Here is a 20,244-nt window from a genome sequence, read left to right on the forward strand (position 1 = left end):
TAATTGTTTCGTCTTTTTCGTGTCTAAAAGACCGTGTTTCGTTTGACATAAAATCAATAAGCGAACATATAAAAGAGAGGTTTTGTCTTGTGGAAGATGAATTTGCATGGCTCGACCGAGTCTCACCTCGTCGATTTTTCCAGCCGAATGTCACAGAAGGAATCGGCGATGATGCGGCGATCTATCAAACGTCACCTAAATTTGAAGATATTTTATGTGTCGATACACTCGTTGAAGGCATTCATTTTGCCAGGGAAACGATGTTACCGACTGATATCGGTTACAAGGCACTTGCGGTTAACATTAGTGACGTAGCAGCGATGGGTGGTTCTCCGTTATATTACATCGTTTCGGCAGCGGTACCGGCAACTTGGACAGAAGATGATTTAATTATGATTTACCGCGGGATGCGGGAGCTTGGCGATTCGTATGAAATGGATCTGCTTGGCGGCGATACGGTTTCTACGGACGGCCCGCTCGTTTTGAGTGTGACCGTTGTCGGCCGGACAGAAAAGGGGAAGTATTTAACGCGTCGTGACGCTGAAGCAGGGGATGTGCTTGTCATTACCGGCCCGCTTGGCGGCTCTGCAGCCGGCTTACATTTGTTGTGGAATCAAGGTGAGCTTGACTTTGAAGATGAAGCAAATCGTACGTTATTACAATATCATCAGCGTCCTGATCCACAAGTCATTGCAGGTCGCATGTTTGCTCACGAAACGAGCCGGGCGGCGGTCAATGATATTAGCGACGGCCTTGCAAGTGAAGCTTGGGAAATTGCTGAAGCAAGCGAAGTTTCACTTCACATTGACCAGGATGTGCTCCCGCTCGCAGCGAAATGGCATCCGCAGTTTTCTGATGAACAAGCACTTCAGCATGCGCTGTTTGGCGGTGAAGATTTTCAGCTTTTAGCAGCACTCCCTGCTGATGAATGGCCGGCGCTTGAGAAACAGCTGCAGACTGAAGGCATTCCGGCTTTAAAAATCGGCACGGTACAAGCAGGCGATCCTGCTGTGACACTTCACGCAGAAGGTGAACAAGTTCCGCTGTTAAAGAAAGGTTACAACCACTTTTCGGCCGAAAATCAACGGAAGGGGTCGGAGTAAATGGCATCGTTTGTAACGGCAACGGCTTCAGAAACAGAAACGATTAACTTCGGTGAAATTCTCGCCTCTTATGTGGGCCCTGGCATGGTATTTACACTTTCAGGTGATTTAGGTGCAGGTAAAACCCATTTTACAAAAGGGATCGGCCGCGGACTTGGTGTAAAACAAACGGTAAACAGCCCGACGTTTACGATTATTAAAGAATATGAAGGCACACTGCCGTTGCATCATATGGATGTTTACCGGCTTGAAGAGGATAGCGCCGAAGAACTCGGTCTTGATGAGTACTTTTTCGGCGAAGGGCTAGTTGTTATTGAATGGGCCGAGCGTGTGCAAGATCAGCTGCCAAAAGAATATCTTGCCATTGATATTGAACGGATCAATGAAGTTGAACGCCGGATCACGCTGACGCCAAAAGGACAGCGCTACACTGAATTATGCGAGGAGCTGCATCAAGATGAACGTACTAGCAATTGATACAGCAACGTATGCTTCCGGAGCGGCTTTGCTCCAGGATGGGATCGTGCGGAGCGAAAAAGTAACATTTTTAAAGAAAAATCATTCGATCCGGGTGATGCCGGCAGTAGATCATGTCCTTTCAGAAGCAGATGTGACGCCGGCAGATCTCGATCACATTATTGTAGGAGAAGGTCCTGGTTCTTATACCGGGGTGCGGATCGGTGTAACAACGGCGAAGTCGCTCGCCTGGGCGTTGGACATTCCGGCAACAGGCGTGTCGAGTTTAGAAGTGCTTGCTGAACGCGGTGGCATGTTCCACGGTCGGATTTTTAGTTTTTTTGATGCCCGGCGCGGCCAGGTGTACGGTGGCGTCTATGAACGGGATGCTGCCGGCGGCTTAAAGCAAGTGCAGCCCGATGCATTAAAACTGATGACCGACTTTACAGCTGAACTTGCTGAAGCAGAAGGAGAGATCCTCTGTTTAAGTCCCGACCTTGCCCAGCATGAAGATGTACTTAAAGAAACCCTCGCGCACCGGGCTGTATTTGGCCGACTTCAGGACATGTATCCGCATCCGGCGGATGTTCTTGCCGTCGGGATGAGAAAAGAAGCTGCTCAAAGTGTTCACGCACTGGCGCCAAATTACGGCCAGCTCGCTGAGGCTGAGAAAAAACGGGTGGAAGCTGAAAAAGGCGGCCGGCATGGCTGAGCTACAGGTGAATATCCGGCCGATGGAGGAAACGGACCTTGATGCGGTGCTTAAAGTTGAGCGTGATGCTTTTCAATCACCGTGGCAGCGCGAAACTTTTCAAAAAGAACTGAACGAAAATCACTTTGCTCATTATTTAGTTGCAGAAACAAACGAAGAGGTGATCGGCTACTGTGGGGTGTGGGTCGTTTTAGATGATGCCCATATTACCAACATTGCAATCTTATCATCGATGCGCGGCGCAAAGGTCGGAGCCGCACTGCTTGCAAAGAGCTTAACGATGGCAAAAACGTACGGTGCACGCCAGCTTAGTCTGGAGTGCCGCGTTTCTAATCAAGCGGCCCAGGCACTGTACAAGAAGTTCGGCTTTGTTGAAGGTGGTCTGCGTAAAAATTACTACCGGGATAATCATGAAGATGCGCTCGTCATGTGGCGCAAACTTGACGATTGGGATGAATAAAGATGAGTGAAACATCAACTTTAATTTTAGCAATTGAAACAAGCTGTGATGAAACAGCCGCCGCTGTTATTGAAAACGGCCGGTATGTTCGCGCCAATGCAGTAGCCTCACAAATCGAGACCCATAAACTGTATGGAGGTGTCGTCCCGGAAATCGCCTCGCGTCAGCACGTTGAACAGATGACGATCGTGATGGAGAAAGCGATGCGTGAAGCCGGCGTCACTTTTCAAGATTTAACAGCCGTCGCTGTAACAGAAGGCCCGGGTCTTGTTGGGGCACTGCTTGTTGGGGTAAACGCGGCAAAAGCCGTTGCCTATGCGCACAGCCTCCCGCTCGTACCGGTGCATCATCTTGCCGGTCACATTTATGCGAACCGTCTCGTGCATGACGTAAAATATCCACTCCTTTCCTTAATCGTCTCTGGCGGACACACAGAGCTTGTGTATATGCCGGAAGAAGGTGTGTATGAATTAATTGGCGAGACGCGCGATGATGCAGTTGGAGAAGCGTACGATAAAGTGGCGCGCACCCTTGGTCTTCCTTATCCAGGCGGACCAGCTGTTGATCAGCTGGCACAAACAGGAGAGGCGTCGCTTGAGTTCCCGCGTGCCTGGTTGGAAGAGGGGAGTTATGACTTCAGTTTCAGCGGTTTAAAGTCTTCGGTGTTAAATACGCTGCACAACGCAACGCAGCGCAATGTAGAACTGGCTCGTGAGGATGTGGCATGCAGTTTTCAAGCAAGCGTCGTTGATGTACTCGTTACAAAAACCGCAGCAGCTGCAAAAGCTTACGATGTGGAACAAGTACTTCTTGCCGGTGGTGTTGCTGCGAATCAAACATTGCGCGAAGCCATGGAAACGAAAATGGCTGCTGAAGGCCGGCAACTGCTTGTACCGCCGCTCTGGCTCTGTACAGATAACGCAGCGATGATCGGGGCTGCGGCAGATGTGGCTTACCGCAGCGGTGCACGCGCCGACCTTGATTTAAACGCCAAGCCGGGCCTTGCTTTGAAGTAGTTTAGTTAAGGTACAGAACATAACTTTTAAAAAGCCGCTGTAAGGCGGCTTTTTTCGGCTTATAGACAGACTTTTTCAACTTCCTCGGCAGACAACCAGTGCCTACGGGATTTTCTCACTCGCTGTCCTGCTTAGGCATCGCCGCCGGTGCTCGTCAGCCTTGCATGATTTGAAGGACATGAATGGTACAAGCAATATCTACATGAATCAGCTTCATTATGATGCTTTATGAACGATCAAGCGAACCATATACATTGGAAATAAGCGATGATTCTTAAATTAAAACGTGACCGAAACGTAAGACGGCGACTCCCAGAGGATTAAGCGCAGGCTGAAGATCCACTTGTTCGAATCGTTCTCATTCGAACAAGTTAGCTGAAGCCAAGCCCTCGGGAAAGCGCCTGTCTGAAGTGAAGGTTACGTTCATGATTCGGTTTTTATTATCTTAAGTTAGCCCGCGGAGCTCGGAGCAGTAAGTTGTGCGTGTATCTTAGGTGTTATACTTTATCGACATTCTCTGAGCTGCTGTGAGGCGGCTCTTTTTTCGTCGAATTATCCCCATAAAAAGTTATACACATGATTGTGAACAATGTGAGTAAGTGATGAAATAGCTGAAATTACAGCAGCAATATTGTTAACAGATAATCTGTGCATAAGTCATTGTTTTTGTGAACAAATCTGCTTTTCCCTTGTAAACAGGCATTATAACTGTGGATAAACCTGTGGATTGTGTGTATAAATGAAGACGTTTCCACAAATGGTAATGTTGGAGCTATGTTGATCTACGCTTAAGCTGTAGCTCATTTAATTTATATTGCTAAAAAGTGCAATCCGTTTACCACCGTCATACAAAAAAGCTAACAAGCATCGACATCGATACTTGTCAGCCTTCATTTGCCTCGCTCTATTTTTACGTCTGTAACGCTTCCCACGTCTCCATCGTTTCTTCAAGCTTCGCGCGTTTTTGATCAATGTCATCCTGGATTTTTTGTGCTTCTTCGTAATCTTCATAAACGGCTGGATCATACAAAGATGCTTCAAGCGTTTCGATTTCTTGTTCAAGCTTTTCGATATCTGCCTCTGATTGTTCAATTTGTCGGAGTCGTTTGCGTTCTTCACGCTTTGCTTCTTTATCATCAAGAAAAGCCTGCTTATTCGCAGATGGGTGATCCTCACTCACACCGCCGGATGCAGCTTGTTCCTCCGCCTGCAGGGCAGCGATTTCTGCTTCTTCTTCTTTTTTCATCCGATAATAATCATAGTCGCCGATGTATTCTTTCAACCCTTCTTCAGGGGTGAGCTCAAGGATCCGTGTCGCCATGCGGTTTAAAAAGTACCGGTCGTGAGAGACAAACAACATTGTTCCAGGAAACTCGGAAAGTGCTGCTTCAAGCACTTCTTTACTATCAAGGTCCAAATGGTTCGTCGGCTCATCAAAAATTAACAGGTTCGCTTTTTGCATCATTAATTTTGCAAGCGACAACCGGGCCCGCTCACCGCCGCTTAAATCAGCCACCTGCTTTAACACGTCCTCACCGCTGAATAAAAAATTGCCGAGGACGGTGCGGATGTCTTTTTCAAGGGTGGTCGGATGATCCTGCCACAACTCTTCTAAGACGGTGTTTTTTTCGTTAAGCTCGGACTGCTGCTGTTCGTAATATCCGGGCGTTACTTTACTGCCGTAGGTGACACTGCCTTGTTCAGGCGTAAGCCGCTGCATCAACAGCTTTAACAACGTCGTCTTCCCGGCACCGTTTGGCCCGAGCAGGGCAACACGCTCCTGCCGCTTCATATGCACCTCGACATTATCAAACAACGGTGTTTGTTCGTATCCGAACGTGAGATTTTCAGCTTTTAAAACTTCGCGTCCGCTTTCTCTTTCAATATGAAATGAGAACTTCGCAGATTTTTCATCACCATCCGGGCGGTCGATTTTATCCATTTTCTCAAGTTGTTTGCGGCGGGATTGGGCGCGTTTGGAGGTTGAATCACGGACGATATTTTTTTGAATGAAATCTTCAAGTTTGGCAATCTCTCCTTGCTGCTTTTCAAAAGCTTTCATCTCCTGCTCGTAGCGCCGGGCTTTTTCTTCAAGGTAAAACGAGTAGTTTCCTTTATACTCGTGGATTTGTGAGCGGGTCACTTCGTACGTTTTATTTACAATCTTGTCGAGGAAATAGCGGTCGTGCGAAACGATTAAAAGGGCGCCGTCATAACCCGATAAGTATTGTTCGAGCCATGTGAGGGTTTCAATGTCCAAATGGTTTGTTGGCTCGTCTAAAATGAGCAGGTCCGGCCGGGCAAGAAGAAGCTTAGCAAGAGCGAGCCGGGTTTTCTGACCGCCGCTCAATGTAGAGACGAGCGTGTCTTCGCTGAAGTTTGCGAAATTCAAGCCGTTTAAGATGCTTCTAATATTGGCTTCGTATTGATAGCCGCCCTGCTTTTCAAAGTCGTGCTGTTTTTCATCGTAGAGCTGCATCACTTTCTCATAAGCTGTTTTATCGTCATAGACTGCAGGGTCAGCCATTTTCATTTCCAGGTCCCGGATTTCTTGCTCCATCGTCCGTAAGTGTTCAACAACTGCAAGCATTTCATCAAAGATGGTCCGCTTTGAGGTTAAGTCTGTTTCCTGGGCGAGGTAGCCGAGCTTTTTTTCTTTCGGCATTGTAATTTGTCCGCTGTCTTGCTGCAGTTCACCGGCAATAATTTTAAGTAACGTTGATTTGCCGGCACCGTTACGACCGACGAGGGCGACCCGTTCGTTTTCTTTAATTTCAAGCTTGGCATCTTGAAGAATGGTTTCAACGCCAAATGATTTTGTTATATTAACGCATTGTAGCGCGATCATGAGAATCATCCTTATGAATAAAGTATCGTTCGTTTCTTTCTAGTGTATCGTATTTTTTGCAGGGGGTAAAAGTCATGATCCAGGCAGTACGGGCTGTGTAATGAAGTATTTCATTGTATTGTGAACGAATGAACAACTTTTTGCATATCTCTATCTTTTGCGCCGTTCATTCATGTAAAATAAGGGAGGCGGTTTTAAGTTACGCCCATCTGAATGATGGAGGAGGCATGTTATGAAAATTGAGCAGCAACAAATACCGCATGCCACTGCAAAACGTCTCCCGATGTATTATCGGTTTCTTGAAAATCTATATGCCTCAGGTAAAGAACGCGTATCATCAACAGAGTTGAGTGAAGCAGTGAAAGTAGACTCGGCAACGATCCGCCGCGATTTTTCCTACTTTGGGGCGCTTGGGAAAAAAGGGTATGGTTACAATGTCTTGTATCTACTCTCATTTTTCCGTAAAGCCTTAGATCAGGATGAACTTACGAAAGTGGTACTGATTGGTGTCGGGAACTTAGGTACAGCTTTATTAAAATACAACTTCACAAAAAACAACAACATTATGATTACAAGCGCGTTTGATACAGATGAAGCTATGGTCGGTGAAGAAATCGGTGGTGTGGAAGTCTTTCACCTTGATGAATTAAAAGAGCGGCTCGATGACTCGGTAAGTGCAGCGATTCTTGCCGTGCCGGTACAGGCAGCACAGTCCGTGGCAGATCTGTTAGCTGAAACGAATACACGGGGGATTTTAAATTTCACCCCGGAGCGGCTTGATGTACCAGACGATATGCGGGTGCACCATATTGATTTATCGGTGGAGCTTCAATCGCTGATTTACTTTTTAAAGCATGACCATGAAACGAACTAAAGCTTCAACCATATAGCTTACCGATTCCTGAATGGGGGTGAGATCGATGTCCTTCGGTGCAGGGAGCATTGCGTTAATTTTAATTGCGGCGCTTCTATTGTTTGGTCCGAAAAAGCTGCCGGAACTCGGCCGTGCTGCTGGTAATACGCTGCGCGAATTCCGGAGTGCAACAAAAGGGCTTGCTGATGACGACGATAACGATCGTGACAAGAAAAATGAGAAACAGGATCGAGATCAATAACGAATAGGATGAACAAATGATGCAGCAAAAGAACATGTCTTTTGTGGAGCATTTCGGAGAACTGCGCAAGCGGCTCATGATTATTGCGTTCTTTTTAGTGGCTGGTATGGGGCTTGGCTTTTTTATCGCGCCCAACGTAATCAGCTACTTGCAGAACATTCCGCCGGCGCAGGATTTTCCGATGAACGCTTTCCATTTAACAGATCCTTTGAAAGTGTATATGAACTTTGCCTTCTTTACCGGTGTGGTTATCACGTTTCCGGTAATTATGTATCAACTCTGGGGTTTTATCAGCCCGGGGTTAATGGAGAAAGAACGTAAAGTCACCTTATCGTATATTCCAGTGTCTGTCGTGCTCTTTCTCGGAGGTCTTGCTTTTTCCTTTTATATTTTATTTCCTTATGTCATTGAATTTCTCGGCAACCTGGCTGACCGTTTAAATATTACCGAGCAGTACGGGATTAATGAGTACTTTGCGTTTTTGTTCCAGTTGACGATTCCGTTTGGTTTCTTATTCCAGCTCCCGGTTGTTGTCATGTTTTTGACGCGGCTTGGGATCGTTACGCCGACGTTTTTATCACAAATTCGAAAGTACGCGTATTTTGTTCTACTCATTATTGCCGGTTTCATTACCCCGCCGGAAATTGTGTCGCACTTAATGGTGACACTTCCGATGTTTTTGTTATATGAACTAAGTATTACCGTGTCACGTTTTGCTCACAAGCGGATGCTCAAAGCTGAAGCAGAGCGGCAGCGTGAACTTGTAGAACAAGAGCAGTCCAACCGCCGCGATGACAAATAGCAGCCTGCGTAAAGCGCTCCGCGTTTTACGCAGGCTTTTTCAATGTAAAAATGTAACGGACAAACGAAATGAAGACGTGATATAGTTAAATGAAGAAATATCGTTAAAGATTGATTTAAAGAGGCGGAATTATGAAAAGAATACCAGGAAAGTGGTTAGTTGTCGTCTCTTTGTTATTAGGGACGTTTACTTTAATTTTAAATAACAGCATGTTAAATCCGGCCGTGCCGCATTTAATGGAGGTCTTTGATGCAGATGCTGTTGCAACCGGCTGGGTTATCACCATTTTTATGGTGAGTATGGGTATGACGATGCCTGTGACCGGCTTTTTAGGTGATAAATTCGGCAAAAAGCGGCTTTACTTAATCGGTTTAAGCTTATTTGTACTCGGTTCGCTGCTTGGGAGTTTCGCATGGGATTTAAGCTCGCTCATTATGTTCCGAGCCTTGCAGGGAATTGGCGGCGGGATCATGATGCCACTGTCGATGGCGTTAATTTTTGCAGCTTTCCCTCGGAATGAGCGGGGCCTTGCAACAGGGACGTGGGGGGTCGCCGCTATGGTCGCTCCGACAATCGGCCCTACGCTCGGCGGCACCATTATTGAATTGGCGAGCTGGCCGTGGCTCTTTTTAATTAATGTGCCGTTCGGATTGGTGGCGCTTTTTGTCGCCTGGTATTACTTAAAAGAAGTAGAAACTGACCGGTCGCTGCAGTTTGACCGTTACGGCTTTATCTTTGTAACCCTCGGTGTCGGAGCGATTTTGTTTGCGCTCGGTAACATTTCAGAATTTGAACATTTAACAGATATGACAAACTTAGGTTTAATTGCTTTCGGGGTAGTCGCACTTTATGTATTTGTCCGGATTGAAAACCAAGTTGCGCACCCGCTTCTTGATTTATCGATTTTAAAGATTGGCGCTTACGCACTAAGCATTTGGGTGACTGCCTTATCATCGATCGGGTTGTTTGCCGGCATCTTTTTAGTGCCGCTCCTCGTGCAGAATGTTTACGGTTATGATGCGATTATGACCGGTCTCGTGTTTGTACCGTCTGCGTTGTTGACCGGTGTATTTATGTCCATCGGCGGCCGCCTCCTTGATGCTGGTTACGCACCGCAGCTGCTTGCTGCCGGGATGACAGTCGCGGCCGGAGGCACGATAGCGATGGGCTTTTTCACCATTGAGACTGCTATTTACTGGGTGTTTATCTTAATGGGGATCCGCGGCATGGGGATGGGCTGCTTTAGTATGCCGGCAACGACTGCCGGGATGAATGCGATTCCCGAGGCGGTCATTTCGCGAGGGTCGGCGATGAACAATGTGTTCCGTCAAATGTTTTCAGCACTAGGCATTGTGTTTGTCTCGATTTATTTTGAAGTGCGCCGTGCGCAGTTGTTTGCCGGTAATGGCGGTGAGATGCAGGAAGCAAGCCTGCAGGCGATTAACGAAGCATTTATCATTATCGGATTGTTGACGCTGTTTTCAGTGCCGACAGGTTTTATGCTGGGCCGGAAAGCGAAACAGAGCGAGCAGGAGAAACAACAGGAAGAGGAAGCAGAAAATTAACGATGCAAAAGCAGCTTGAGCCGGGTGCGCTCGGCTGTTTTTTTGTCGCAGGTTTGAATTGGAAGTCGAAACGGGTACAACACTTTAGACTACTTTTTGGCGTTTCTTGAATAGAGCGGTAACGCCGGGCGAGGAGGAAATATATGCGACGTTTAACGTCAAATCAAGGTGTACCTGTCGGGGATAATCAAAATTCACGTTCTGCTGGCTCTGATGGCCCGCTTTTACTTGAGGATTATCACCTGCTTGAAAAGCTGGCTCACTTTGACCGGGAGCGGATCCCGGAGCGGGTTGTACACGCCCGCGGCGCTGGAGCACATGGTGTATTTAAAGTGAAAAACTCGATGAAGCGTTATACATCTGCTGCATTTTTAGGAGAAGAAGGAAAAGAAACGCCGGTTTTCACGCGTTTTTCTACAGTGATTCATGGTGCACATTCACCGGAGACATTGCGCGATCCACGCGGGTTTTCCGTAAAATTTTATACAGAAGAAGGTAACTACGATTTTGTCGGTAACAACCTGCCTGTCTTCTTTATCCGCGACACGATTAAGTTTCCGGATGTGATCCACTCCTTAAAACCGGATCCACGTACAAATGTGCAGGATCCAAACCGTTACTGGGACTTTATGGCGAACTCCCCGGAGTCGACGAACATGCTGCTGCACTTGTTTACCGATGAAGGGATCCCAGCTTCTTACCGTCATATGCGGGGCTCAAGCGTTCACGCGTTCCGCTGGGTGAATGAGCACGGCAATTCCGTTTATGTGAAAAAGCGCTGGGTACCAAAAGAAGGTATGAAAAACTTATCGGTTGAAGACGCGGCAGAAATTCAAGGGAAAGATTTCAACCATGCAACGGTTGATCTTTATCAAGCGATTGAAGAGGGTAATTATCCGGAATGGGATCTTTACGTGCAGATTCTTGACCCGGCAGACATGGATAACTTTGATTTCCACCCGCTTGACGCGACAAAAGACTGGCTTGAAGAGGATATCCCATACACTTTTGTTGGAACAATGACGTTAAATAAAAATCCTGATGATGTGTTTGCAGAGACGGAGCAGGTCAGCTTTAACCCTGGCGTTACTGTTCCGGGCATTCACCCGTCGGAAGATAAGCTGCTGCAGGGTCGTATCTTCTCTTACTCAGATACGCAGCGTTACCGCGTCGGCACGAACTATTTGCAGCTTCCGATCAACTGTCCATTTGCTAAAGTGGAAACGAACCAGCGTAACGGCTACATGACTTACAATCAAGATACAAATCCGGTCAACTATGAGCCAAACGGCTACAGTCCGGAAGACGAACCAAAAGAAGATCCAAATTATAAAGAAGTGTTTTATCCCGTTTCCGGACAAGCCGGCCAGCAGGCGATTGAAAAGAAAGATGAATTCGGACAAGCTGGCCGGATCTGGCGCACGTATGATCAAGAAACGAAAGATCAAGTGATTAAAAACATCGGAAGCGATTTACAAGGTATCGATCAGTACACGGCAATGCTTGCCATCTGTAACTTCTACCGGGCGGATGAAAACCTCGGGCAGCAGCTTGCAGAAAAAGCAGGCATTGATATCAGCCCGTATGTCGGCCAGATGTAAACTGTTTCGGTTACAAAATGCAAGGGCCCTCACATCGAGTGGGGGTCTTTTTAACGATAAACATAGGCGGGCGAAGTGCGCGAAGACTGTGATGAAGTGCGCGAAGACTGTGACGAGGTGCGCGAAGACTGTGACGAGGTGCGCGAAGACTGTGATGAAGTGCGAGAAACCAATAGCGGAAGTACGAAAAAGATCCGATCATCATATTACGATGACCGGATCTGTTCTTTTGTTTACTGGTTTTGATTCTGTTTCTCTGCTTTTTTCGCTTGAAACGCGCGAAAAACAATGGCAAAGTCAATCGCTGCAACAGCTGCAAACATGATACTCCATACGTCCCAGCCGCCTGCGCTCACACTTTCAATCGCTAGAAACAAAAACAGCATGCCAAGTGCCGTATAAATCCATATGGTCGCCGTGTGCGACATTTTCATCGTAAAACGCCTCCTATCAAGTGAACAATGAACTGAAGTTCTTCTTCAAAGTCTGCAAACTGCGGTCCAAGCGCCGCAAACAAATTCATAATTACGTGGGCAATGATCGGAACGAGAATCCGGTTTGTTTTCACATACAAATACGCAAAAACGAAGCCGACCGCTAAGTAAACGAGCAGGTTTTCAAGATCCACGTGCACAATCGAGAAGATGAACGAGCTGATTAACGCCGCCCAGAAAAAGTTCATCCGCTTATACAATGAGCCGAACAGCACTTTCCGAAAGACGATTTCTTCAAGGATCGGACCGATCACGACCACAACCATAATAAAGATCGGGAAAGATTCAATAAACTGCAGAATCTGCTCTGTATTTTCAGAGCCAGGTTCGATTCCTAAAAGTGAAGATTGAATGAAAACGGCGGTGGCTTGGGCGAACATTGCTAAGAAAAAACCTGCAATGATCCAAAAAGTCACCGGACCTGGGCCGGCCTTTTCAATTCTCGGTTGTTCGTGGCGCTCGGGTAGTAAAAGCACCCCAATAATGATGAGCGCGATGATAAAGCTGATGATGTTCCACCAAACAACAGCTTGACTTAAATCAAATCCGAGAATAGCAACAAGCGCCGGCATTCCAATAAAACCGGATAAATGCATCGCAATATACGTAATTAAAATGATCCAGTATCGACGAACCAAAAGTGTGCGGCCCCCTCTTAATTGCATATAGGACATCAGTTGATAAACCATTGGCATTGTACCACAATATGCACATTCCGGTCTGTTATCAGCTTTTTTTCAATTTTTGTTCAAATATTTTCAGGTTAAATTTAAGCTCCATAGGGAATAGACTTCCTTGTGCGGTGAAAATTGAAAATAAAATGAGTTAAGGGCTTGCAAAACGAAGCTGAACCTTTTATTATTATAATTGGCGTTAGCACTCGTTGAACTTAAGTGCTAACAATCGACAAAACCGCTAATGGCTTGTCGGCTCGTAAAATGCACAGCTGGCAGCCGCAATACTTAAAGGAGGGTGTTTTAGATGATTAAGCCTCTAGGAGATCGCGTAGTGATCGAACAAGTAGAGCAGGAAGAAAAAACGGCAAGCGGGATTGTGCTGCCGGACTCTGCCAAGGAGAAGCCGCAGGAAGGCAGCGTAGTAGCTGTAGGAACCGGCCGCCTGACAGACAACGGTGAGCGTGTTGCGCTTGAAGTTAGCGAAGGCGACAAAGTGGTTTACTCTAAGTTTGCCGGCACAGAGATTGAGTACGACGGGAAGCAGTATCTCATTCTCCGCGAAAGCGACCTGCTTGCAGTTATTGGCTAATCCAATCACCTGAACGCATAAAAATGAATCGATTCTTTAGGAGGTTGAAAGCATGGCAAAAGATATTAAGTTTAGTGAAGAAGCACGCCGTTCCCTCATGCGCGGTGTTGATGAACTTGCAAACGCGGTAAAAGTAACGCTTGGACCAAAGGGACGTAACGTTGTTCTTGAGAAGAAGTTCGGTTCTCCGCTGATCACAAACGATGGTGTGACGATTGCAAAAGAAATCGAACTTGAAGACAACTACGAGAACATGGGTGCACAGCTCGTTTCCGAAGTTGCAAGCAAAACGAATGACATTGCTGGTGACGGTACAACGACGGCAACTGTTCTTGCACAAGCAATGATTCAAGAAGGCTTGAAAAACGTAACATCCGGCGCGAACCCAATGGGCATCCGCAGAGGTATTGAGCAAGCAACGGAACTTGCCGTTGATGAGCTTGCGAAAATCTCCAAGCCGATCGAAGGTCGCGAGTCGATTACACAAGTTGCTTCAATCTCTGCTGCTGATAACGAAGTTGGTCAGATCATTGCTGAAGCGATGGAGCGTGTAGGTAACGACGGTGTTATCACGGTTGAAGAGTCCAAAGGCTTTAACACTGAGCTTGAAGTCGTTGAAGGTATGCAGTTTGACCGCGGCTATGCTTCTCCTTACATGGTGACAGACTCTGACAAGATGGAAGCGGAACTTGATAACCCGTACATCTTGATCACAGATAAGAAGATCACCAACATTCAAGAAGTTCTGCCGCTCTTGGAGCAGGTTGTCCAGCAGAACCGCCCAATCTTGATCGTTGCAGAAGACGTTGAAGGTGAAGCACTTGCAACGCTCGTTGTGAACAAACTGCGCGGTACATTTAACGCGGTTGCTGTAAAAGCACCAGGCTTTGGCGATCGTCGTAAAGCGATGCTTGAAGATCTTGCTATCCTTACCGGCGGCCAGGTGATCACAGAAGATCTCGGTCACGACTTGAAGACGGCAACGATTGATATGCTTGGCCATGCCAACAAGATTGTTGTAACGAAAGACAACACAACTGTTGTTGAAGGCTCCGGCGACCCGGCGCAGATCTCCAACCGTGTAAATCAGTTGAAAGCACAAATCGAAGAAAGCACATCCGACTTTGACCGCGAAAAGCTGCAGGAGCGCCTTGCGAAGCTTGCCGGCGGCGTTGCAGTTGTGAAAGTAGGTGCAGCGTCTGAAACAGAAATGAAGGAGAAGAAACTCCGCATTGAAGACGCACTTAACTCCACACGTGCAGCTGTAGAAGAAGGCATTGTTGCCGGTGGCGGTACGTCGCTTCTTAACATTTACAAAGCGGTGAAAGACCTAGAAGAACAAGTTGAAGGTGACGAAGCAACAGGTATAAGCATTCTCCTTCGTTCCCTTGAAGAGCCAGTACGTCAAATCGCGCACAACGCAGGCCTTGAAGGTTCCGTTATTGTTGAGCGCTTGAAAGGCGAACCTGCTGGCCGTGGCTTTGACGCAGCAACAGGCGACTGGACCGACATGATGGATGCAGGTATCGTTGACCCAACGAAGGTAACGCGCTCTGCACTGCAGCACGCTGCATCTGTATCTGCAATGTTCCTCACAACCGAAGCTGTAATCGCCGACCTGCCGGAAGAAAACGACGGCGGCGGTGCGCCTGACATGGGCGGCATGGGCGGTATGGGAGGCATGGGAGGCATGATGTAATCATGCGCCCGGCTTCCTGAATCGAGCAGCAACTGCTTGATTCCCCGCTGGTGCTTTAAAAAACTTCCCTCATTACGATGGGGGAAGTTTTTTTGTATGTAAGGGGATTTTTTAAGGCGACGCTTTTGTTTCAAAGAAGAGTGTGTGGAGTTAAATAAAATAAGAATAGATCAAGAGGAGAAGGGGGATGAGCAATATAAGTTCGATTTTACCATTAAGTTAAACTTAAGGGATAAAACAAATTTTCACAACAATAATGACAAAAATGGTGAAAGTTGCTAAATTATAAGAAGAAATTTTTTAAGGAAATCATGATAAGTTTTTATCTCTTGTACGGTGGAAGCCTATACCTTCAACCCAGGAGTGTTCCTTTCGCCGCTATCGATGACTTTTCCCTGCGCCGGCGCTTTTCTTACAGAACGATCTTGATTGATCTTGAAACCCGCGTGTCTTTTGATCTATTCGAAGGAAGAACAGAAGATGTGGTGCGCCGTCGTCTTGAGAAGCTCCCGAACCTCAAAGTGATTTCCCTGGACGGGGCAAAAGCTTATGCTTCAGCGGCTTCAAACCTTCCATGACACGTTGTGCAGGTCATGGTAAACGTGAGGCATACTTTAACTGCCATCACTGCGGCAAGCACTATACATCATACGTAGCAGATAAACGGGGAAGGAAGTGGCAACGGTAACTGGGGGCTGAAAAGAGCGTGTCACAGCAGCTGACACTAAGTCCAAGATTATCGGCACGTATGCAAAAACTGAAGACCAGTCTGTATGATGTAACTCCACACTTTTGAAGACCGGTACGTTAGATCCGTTGTAAAGTCATGAAGCACGTTGTTGAAAAAGAAGCGGGGAGTTCAACTTACTGAGAGTATTAACATGGAAGCTAAGGTTACATTCACTGCCTTTTGTTTGTATAATACTAAGGGAATCTATGATAATCTATAAATTTATGGGGGGGATAATTTCATGGAGAAACTAAAAGAAATGTCACAGAAAGCCTGGGCGCCATTTGTACTGGTACTACTCATCGCGCCACTGTTCGCTTTTAATATAACGCCGTTTGCAGGAGTGGTTATTGCAGGGTTCGGTCTTTATCTACTATGGAAGCATGAGCACTTTGCAAAGGCAGGGAGAATTGCTACTACTGGAGCGTTATCCTTTATCGCACTGATCGGGTTCGTCGCCGCCGCAGAATCAGGCGGCGATGAGGTAGCCGAGGAAGAAGCGGAAGAAGAATCTGCTACTGAAGCTGATGAAGAAGAAGCTTCTGAAGAAGACGCGACCGAGGAAGAAGCTACGGAGGTAGAAGAATCGGAAGCTGAAGAACCGGAGTCGAAAGAATACAGGGTTGATCCTTCTGTTGAGTTTGGGGATGACTCCGTGGTAATTACGATTGAGACGGACGTTCCTGACGGGATTGAGTTTGCCTACGAAGTTGAGCATGTGGAAGACTTTGACCACTGGGAAGAAGGCGAATTGGTAATCGAAGACAGCCAGACTTCTGTTGAAGTGGATATCACTGATTATCCGGGCGGAGAAATCCTGGTATGGATCGGCCTGTCCGGTGCTACAAGCGATGAGGACTTGGTTAAGGAAGCGTTTGGTGACTGGCAGGGATCGGAAGTGTCCGGAGACCTGTCAGAGGATGAATCCGGGATGCTTTACACGTATGAAGAAACTTTCCAAAGGGAAGTGGAAGCTGAAGAAGAAATGACGCTTTCACAGGAAAACGCAATAGGATCAGCAGAAGACTATCTTGCCTTTTCCGCTTTTTCTAAAGAAGGGCTTATAGATCAACTAGAATATGAAGGATTCAGTAATGAGGACGCAACATTCGCCGTTGAATATATTGACGTGGACTGGTACGAACAGGCAGTTAAGAGCGGCGAGGCTTATCTGGATTACTCGAATTTCTCCAGAAGCGGCTTAATAGACCAACTGGAATATGAGGGTTTTACAAACAGTCAGGCAACACACGCAGTAGATGAAATCGGACTATAAAAAACACACGAGGAAGTAAATTTATCGTAATGCTGAACAACTCGGGTCTGCTGGTTAATGAAATCGGCTCCTATGAGGCAAGTGGCACGCAACAGTTCGACACTGGTGGTATTTTTTGTTCAATGTTGAAGCTGACGGTGATTGGACTATTGAAGTGAAAGATTATAATAAATATGCAATAAAGACGACACCAGCAAGTTTGTGGTGTCGTCTTTTTGAGTAATTTGTGTCCATAAAGGTGACCGAACCACTTATAACTTGTTTGCAACGATTATAATATTAATATTAAGAAAACCTAATTCAACACGGTTTTAAAATTTATTTAAAGCCATTGTAGTGAGTTAGGCATGGGTGGCATGATGTAATCATGCCACGACCCTGCCCTTGATATCAACGCATTTTCGGAGCGTTAGCCTTCCGATTGCGAACATGTTAAATGTAAAAGTAGAGGTCCCTCATAAGTGGATTGAACTTATGGGGGATCTCTTTATTTATCTATTGGTAACGTTTTGGGCTTTTCTGAAGGTTAGGATCTGTGCGAACAAGAATCTTTGACTTCGCAGAATGGAAAGACATTAATATAGATGCGGTATCCAAGTGTTTTGCACAACTTATGACATAAAGTCGTTTTTTTGTTTATGATCCCAGGTGTTGTGCTAAAATGTTTGACGTGCGTTTCATTACATCATCTAACCATAAACATGGTTTTAAAGATCGGGGGAGGTTGAACGTGGCAGAAAATGATTTACAAACGAAAACGTATACGTCAAAGCAGCGACTAAGTGTTCTGATGGGAGCAGCATTTTTAATGGCTACTTCCGCAATTGGACCGGGTTTTCTCACCCAAACTGCAGTTTTCACTGAAGAACTGCTCGCAAGCTTTGCTTTTGTCATTTTAGTTTCAATTATTTTAGATATTGGCGCCCAATTAAACATTTGGCGGATTATTGCCGTAGCCCGTATGAAAGGACAAGATATTGCCAATCAAGTCTTTCCCGGCCTCGGTTACGTCGTGGCTTTTTTCATTGTACTCGGCGGATTGGCATTTAATATTGGTAATGTTGCCGGCGGCGGTCTTGGTGTAAATGCGTTATTTGGATTTGATACTCGAATTGGCGCAGTTTTAACTGGTATCATTTGCATTGGAATATTTATGTCGAAAGAAGCAGGCGTGGCGATGGATAAAATTGTCCGCTATCTCGGTGCAATGATGATTTTATTAACGGCTTATGTGATGGTGGTTAGTAACCCTCCTTATGCACAGGCAGCTATAGAGACAGTGGCACCAATCGAGCTCGACCTTTATGCTATTATAACTGTCGTTGGCGGAACGGTCGGCGGTTATATTACCTTTGCAGGCGGTCATCGTTTACTTGATGCAGGCATTACCGGTAAGGAAAACCTGCGCTATGTTACGAACACATCCATCATGGGGATTATTGTAGCTTCGATTATGCGTGCGATTCTTTTCCTGGCCATTTTAGGTGTGGTTTATGCCGGTTTTAATTTGAATCCAGATAACCCGACGGCTTCTGTCTTTTACTTCGCTGCAGGGGATGTTGGTCTTCGGTTATTTGGTTTAGTGCTCTGGGCAGCTGGTATTACGTCAGTGGTTGGGGCTGCTTATACTTCCGTGACATTCTTGTCGACATTTCATCACAGCATTGAGCGCAACCGGCGTTATTGGACGATAGGTTTTATTATCTTTTCGACTGGGGTATTTGCCTTAATTGGTGAACCAGTTCTTCTTCTCGTCTTAGCAGGTGCTTTTAACGGTCTGATTTTACCGTTAACGCTGGGATCAATTTTACTAGCCGCGCACAAAACGAAGATTGTAGGAGATTACAAACATCCGATCTGGCTCACGATTTTTGGTGCCATCGTTGTTTTACTAATGGCGTATTTTGGCGTTTATACATTAATCACAAGCATTCCGGATTTAATTTAAGAAAACAGAAAAAGTGGCTGTGGTATTTTATGACCGCAGCCGCTTTAACATTTAGAGAATTGATTAATGTAGAGCCTGATCTTGTCAGCGCTGCAGGCATTCAGTCAATTGATGAACGCTATCCATCTGAAAAAGATGATACCCCCCACCAAATCAACGGTCCTTTAAAAGAGCTGGCCCGGTTGATGGAGCATTCTCTTCCGGAGCGCATCCACTACGGCGAGCCGGTTCATAAGATTGATACAGATCAAGATAAGGTGAAGGTTGTGACGAGTGAAAGAACGTGGACAGCAGATGGTGTAATTGCAGCAATTCCTCCGGCTGTGGCAGCAAACATCACTTTGTCGAAAGACTTGGATGCACACTTTCGCGAAGCGCTTGAAAGTTATATCAATGGTGCAATCATAAAGATCACTTGGGACTATACTGCACCCTTTTGGGAAAAGGCCATAGGTAATGAAAAAACGCAGGCGGTTCGTGAAGTCATTTACACAGATCCAGAAGGGGTTACTGTGACGGATGCTTCAGCCCGTGGGAACAACAACCGGCTCACAATGTTTATCGGTGCAGGTAAAGCTGTGGAACTTAATCGCCATTCGGAAGAAGAAATCATGGAACAAGCAGCGTCCTGGTTGACTGAAGCGTTCGGGCGAGAGGCAGCGCAATATAAAAGTTGCAATCTGACAAGGTGGGTGGAAGAGCCTTGGTGCGGCGGTGGTTATGGTGCTGCGATCCGATACGGAGGTAACATTCATTCTCCTGCACATCTTCACGAGCCATACAACAGGGTGATGTTTAGCTCAAGTGAACTATCGGAAACATTTCCCCATTTTATGGAGGGAGCGCTCCGAGCTGGGAGAAGTGCAGCAGGAAAAATGATTGCCCACCTGACTGGGTTTAAGATCTTTCTCTTTCAAAGTACAAACCGTCCCGGTGCTTGCCCTAATCCAACGTGGAGAACCGTTCCATCATTTATTTTTTGATGATTCTCACGACACCAGTTTCCAAACACCAATTCCACACTTTTAAGCGAAGGTCCCCCGATAACATTCAGGCAGCTCAAACCACCTCTGTGTATTACGACCGCACAGCGGTTTAAATGTTCCGGTGACAGAAATAGGGGGATGGTTAAAAACAAGCTGAAATTCAGTTA

Annotated in this window: 20 protein-coding genes; 17 read left to right on the top strand and 3 right to left on the bottom strand. The window is 46.3% G+C overall.

Features of this window, described 5'->3' with window-relative positions:
• Positions 1 to 89 precede the first annotated feature (89 nt).
• Genes thiL through tsaD form a run of 5 tightly spaced genes read left to right on the top strand, consistent with a single transcriptional unit; the run spans position 90 to position 3,747 of the window.
• On the top strand, positions 90 to 1,103 hold the full coding sequence (gene thiL, locus B0H94_RS05525) for a thiamine-phosphate kinase (protein WP_106588259.1): 1,014 nt from the start codon (positions 90 to 92) through the stop codon (positions 1,101 to 1,103).
• The gene (gene tsaE, locus B0H94_RS05530) at positions 1,104 to 1,580 is read left to right on the top strand and encodes a tRNA (adenosine(37)-N6)-threonylcarbamoyltransferase complex ATPase subunit type 1 TsaE (RefSeq protein WP_106588260.1); all 477 of its coding nucleotides are present in this window, start codon (positions 1,104 to 1,106) and stop codon (positions 1,578 to 1,580) included. It begins immediately after the preceding gene.
• Entirely contained in the window at positions 1,561 to 2,271 is a 711-nt protein-coding gene (gene tsaB / locus B0H94_RS05535; RefSeq protein ID WP_106588261.1) for a tRNA (adenosine(37)-N6)-threonylcarbamoyltransferase complex dimerization subunit type 1 TsaB, read from the top strand. The genes tsaE and tsaB overlap by 20 nt, the downstream gene beginning before the upstream one ends.
• Positions 2,264 to 2,731 carry a ribosomal protein S18-alanine N-acetyltransferase gene (gene rimI, locus B0H94_RS05540; protein ID WP_106588262.1) on the top strand — a complete coding sequence of 156 codons (468 nt, stop codon included), beginning with the start codon at positions 2,264 to 2,266 and terminating at the stop codon, positions 2,729 to 2,731. The genes tsaB and rimI overlap by 8 nt, the downstream gene beginning before the upstream one ends.
• A gap of 2 nt (positions 2,732 to 2,733) precedes the next feature.
• Complete coding sequence (gene tsaD, locus B0H94_RS05545) at positions 2,734 to 3,747, top strand: tRNA (adenosine(37)-N6)-threonylcarbamoyltransferase complex transferase subunit TsaD (protein ID WP_106588263.1); 1,014 nt, start codon at positions 2,734 to 2,736, stop codon at positions 3,745 to 3,747.
• Between the two features lie 910 nt (positions 3,748 to 4,657).
• Here tsaD and B0H94_RS05550 read toward each other — a convergent pair.
• Positions 4,658 to 6,595, bottom strand: a complete 1,938-nt coding sequence (locus B0H94_RS05550) for an ABC-F family ATP-binding cassette domain-containing protein (protein ID WP_106588264.1) — start codon at positions 6,593 to 6,595, stop codon at positions 4,658 to 4,660.
• A 238-nt stretch (positions 6,596 to 6,833) separates the two neighbouring features.
• On the opposite strand from B0H94_RS05550, the gene B0H94_RS05555 reads away from it, so the two are divergent.
• The 6 genes from B0H94_RS05555 to B0H94_RS05580 all read left to right on the top strand — a co-directional run bounded on the left by B0H94_RS05555 (position 6,834) and on the right by B0H94_RS05580 (position 11,924).
• Positions 6,834 to 7,469 carry a redox-sensing transcriptional repressor Rex gene (locus tag B0H94_RS05555; RefSeq protein ID WP_106588413.1) on the top strand — a complete coding sequence of 212 codons (636 nt, stop codon included), beginning with the start codon at positions 6,834 to 6,836 and terminating at the stop codon, positions 7,467 to 7,469.
• A 46-nt stretch (positions 7,470 to 7,515) separates the two neighbouring features.
• Complete coding sequence (gene tatA, locus B0H94_RS05560; protein ID WP_181315280.1) at positions 7,516 to 7,710, top strand: twin-arginine translocase TatA/TatE family subunit; 195 nt, start codon at positions 7,516 to 7,518, stop codon at positions 7,708 to 7,710.
• 19 nt (positions 7,711 to 7,729) lie between these two features.
• A complete protein-coding gene (gene tatC, locus B0H94_RS05565; RefSeq protein WP_106588266.1) occupies positions 7,730 to 8,512 on the top strand; it encodes a twin-arginine translocase subunit TatC in 783 nt (260 codons plus the stop codon).
• A gap of 131 nt (positions 8,513 to 8,643) precedes the next feature.
• Positions 8,644 to 10,077, top strand: a complete 1,434-nt coding sequence (locus B0H94_RS05570) for an MDR family MFS transporter (RefSeq protein ID WP_106588267.1) — start codon at positions 8,644 to 8,646, stop codon at positions 10,075 to 10,077.
• 143 nt (positions 10,078 to 10,220) lie between these two features.
• Positions 10,221 to 11,678, top strand: a complete 1,458-nt coding sequence (locus B0H94_RS05575) for a catalase (protein WP_106588268.1) — start codon at positions 10,221 to 10,223, stop codon at positions 11,676 to 11,678.
• Between the two features lie 75 nt (positions 11,679 to 11,753).
• Complete coding sequence (locus B0H94_RS05580; protein WP_106588269.1) at positions 11,754 to 11,924, top strand: hypothetical protein; 171 nt, start codon at positions 11,754 to 11,756, stop codon at positions 11,922 to 11,924.
• Here the strand turns inward: B0H94_RS05580 and B0H94_RS05585 are convergent.
• Both B0H94_RS05585 and B0H94_RS05590 read right to left on the bottom strand, forming a co-directional pair.
• A complete protein-coding gene (locus B0H94_RS05585; protein WP_106588270.1) occupies positions 11,912 to 12,112 on the bottom strand; it encodes a YdiK family protein in 201 nt (66 codons plus the stop codon). The genes B0H94_RS05580 and B0H94_RS05585 overlap by 13 nt on opposite strands.
• A complete protein-coding gene (locus B0H94_RS05590) occupies positions 12,109 to 12,810 on the bottom strand; it encodes a CPBP family intramembrane glutamic endopeptidase (protein WP_106588271.1) in 702 nt (233 codons plus the stop codon). The genes B0H94_RS05585 and B0H94_RS05590 overlap by 4 nt, the downstream gene beginning before the upstream one ends.
• A gap of 343 nt (positions 12,811 to 13,153) precedes the next feature.
• Between B0H94_RS05590 and groES the strand changes: the two genes are divergently transcribed.
• The 6 genes from groES (at position 13,154) to B0H94_RS05620 (ending at position 20,074) form a co-directional block, all read left to right on the top strand.
• Positions 13,154 to 13,438, top strand: a complete 285-nt coding sequence (groES, locus tag B0H94_RS05595) for a co-chaperone GroES (protein WP_106588272.1) — start codon at positions 13,154 to 13,156, stop codon at positions 13,436 to 13,438.
• 52 nt (positions 13,439 to 13,490) lie between these two features.
• Positions 13,491 to 15,137, top strand: coding sequence for a chaperonin GroEL (gene groL, locus B0H94_RS05600; RefSeq protein WP_106588273.1), 1,647 nt, complete (start codon positions 13,491 to 13,493; stop codon positions 15,135 to 15,137).
• A 311-nt stretch (positions 15,138 to 15,448) separates the two neighbouring features.
• Positions 15,449 to 15,715, top strand: a complete 267-nt coding sequence (locus B0H94_RS15510) for a transposase (RefSeq protein ID WP_146139926.1) — start codon at positions 15,449 to 15,451, stop codon at positions 15,713 to 15,715.
• A gap of 393 nt (positions 15,716 to 16,108) precedes the next feature.
• Entirely contained in the window at positions 16,109 to 17,143 is a 1,035-nt protein-coding gene (locus B0H94_RS15360) for an Ltp family lipoprotein (RefSeq protein ID WP_245893914.1), read from the top strand.
• Positions 17,144 to 17,804: 661 nt separating this feature from the next.
• Positions 17,805 to 19,091, top strand: a complete 1,287-nt coding sequence (locus B0H94_RS05615) for an NRAMP family divalent metal transporter (protein WP_427909930.1) — start codon at positions 17,805 to 17,807, stop codon at positions 19,089 to 19,091.
• 29 nt (positions 19,092 to 19,120) lie between these two features.
• Positions 19,121 to 20,074, top strand: coding sequence for a flavin monoamine oxidase family protein (locus B0H94_RS05620; protein WP_106588275.1), 954 nt, complete (start codon positions 19,121 to 19,123; stop codon positions 20,072 to 20,074).
• Positions 20,075 to 20,244 lie beyond the last annotated feature (170 nt).

Source organism: Salsuginibacillus halophilus (assembly GCF_003014715.1).
Lineage (GTDB): Bacteria > Bacillota > Bacilli > Bacillales > Marinococcaceae > Salsuginibacillus > Salsuginibacillus halophilus.

Excerpts from the sequence above, each read along its gene's own strand:
- tsaB (WP_106588261.1), top strand. The coding sequence starts at position 1,561 with ATGAACGTACTAGCAATTGATACAGCAACGTATGCTTCCGGAGCGGCT.
- groL (WP_106588273.1), top strand. The coding sequence starts at position 13,491 with ATGGCAAAAGATATTAAGTTTAGTGAAGAAGCACGCCGTTCCCTCATG.
- groES (WP_106588272.1), top strand. The coding sequence starts at position 13,154 with ATGATTAAGCCTCTAGGAGATCGCGTAGTGATCGAACAAGTAGAGCAG.
- tatC (WP_106588266.1), top strand. The coding sequence starts at position 7,730 with ATGCAGCAAAAGAACATGTCTTTTGTGGAGCATTTCGGAGAACTGCGC.
- B0H94_RS15510 (WP_146139926.1), top strand. The coding sequence starts at position 15,449 with ATGATAAGTTTTTATCTCTTGTACGGTGGAAGCCTATACCTTCAACCC.
- B0H94_RS05585 (WP_106588270.1), bottom strand. The coding sequence starts at position 12,112 with ATGAAAATGTCGCACACGGCGACCATATGGATTTATACGGCACTTGGC.
- B0H94_RS05620 (WP_106588275.1), top strand. The coding sequence starts at position 19,121 with ATGACCGCAGCCGCTTTAACATTTAGAGAATTGATTAATGTAGAGCCT.
- B0H94_RS05615 (WP_427909930.1), top strand. The coding sequence starts at position 17,805 with ATGTTTGACGTGCGTTTCATTACATCATCTAACCATAAACATGGTTTT.
- tsaD (WP_106588263.1), top strand. The coding sequence starts at position 2,734 with ATGAGTGAAACATCAACTTTAATTTTAGCAATTGAAACAAGCTGTGAT.
- B0H94_RS15360 (WP_245893914.1), top strand. The coding sequence starts at position 16,109 with ATGGAGAAACTAAAAGAAATGTCACAGAAAGCCTGGGCGCCATTTGTA.
- tsaE (WP_106588260.1), top strand. The coding sequence starts at position 1,104 with ATGGCATCGTTTGTAACGGCAACGGCTTCAGAAACAGAAACGATTAAC.
- B0H94_RS05570 (WP_106588267.1), top strand. The coding sequence starts at position 8,644 with ATGAAAAGAATACCAGGAAAGTGGTTAGTTGTCGTCTCTTTGTTATTA.
- tatA (WP_181315280.1), top strand. The coding sequence starts at position 7,516 with ATGTCCTTCGGTGCAGGGAGCATTGCGTTAATTTTAATTGCGGCGCTT.
- B0H94_RS05575 (WP_106588268.1), top strand. The coding sequence starts at position 10,221 with ATGCGACGTTTAACGTCAAATCAAGGTGTACCTGTCGGGGATAATCAA.
- B0H94_RS05550 (WP_106588264.1), bottom strand. The coding sequence starts at position 6,595 with ATGATCGCGCTACAATGCGTTAATATAACAAAATCATTTGGCGTTGAA.
- rimI (WP_106588262.1), top strand. The coding sequence starts at position 2,264 with ATGGCTGAGCTACAGGTGAATATCCGGCCGATGGAGGAAACGGACCTT.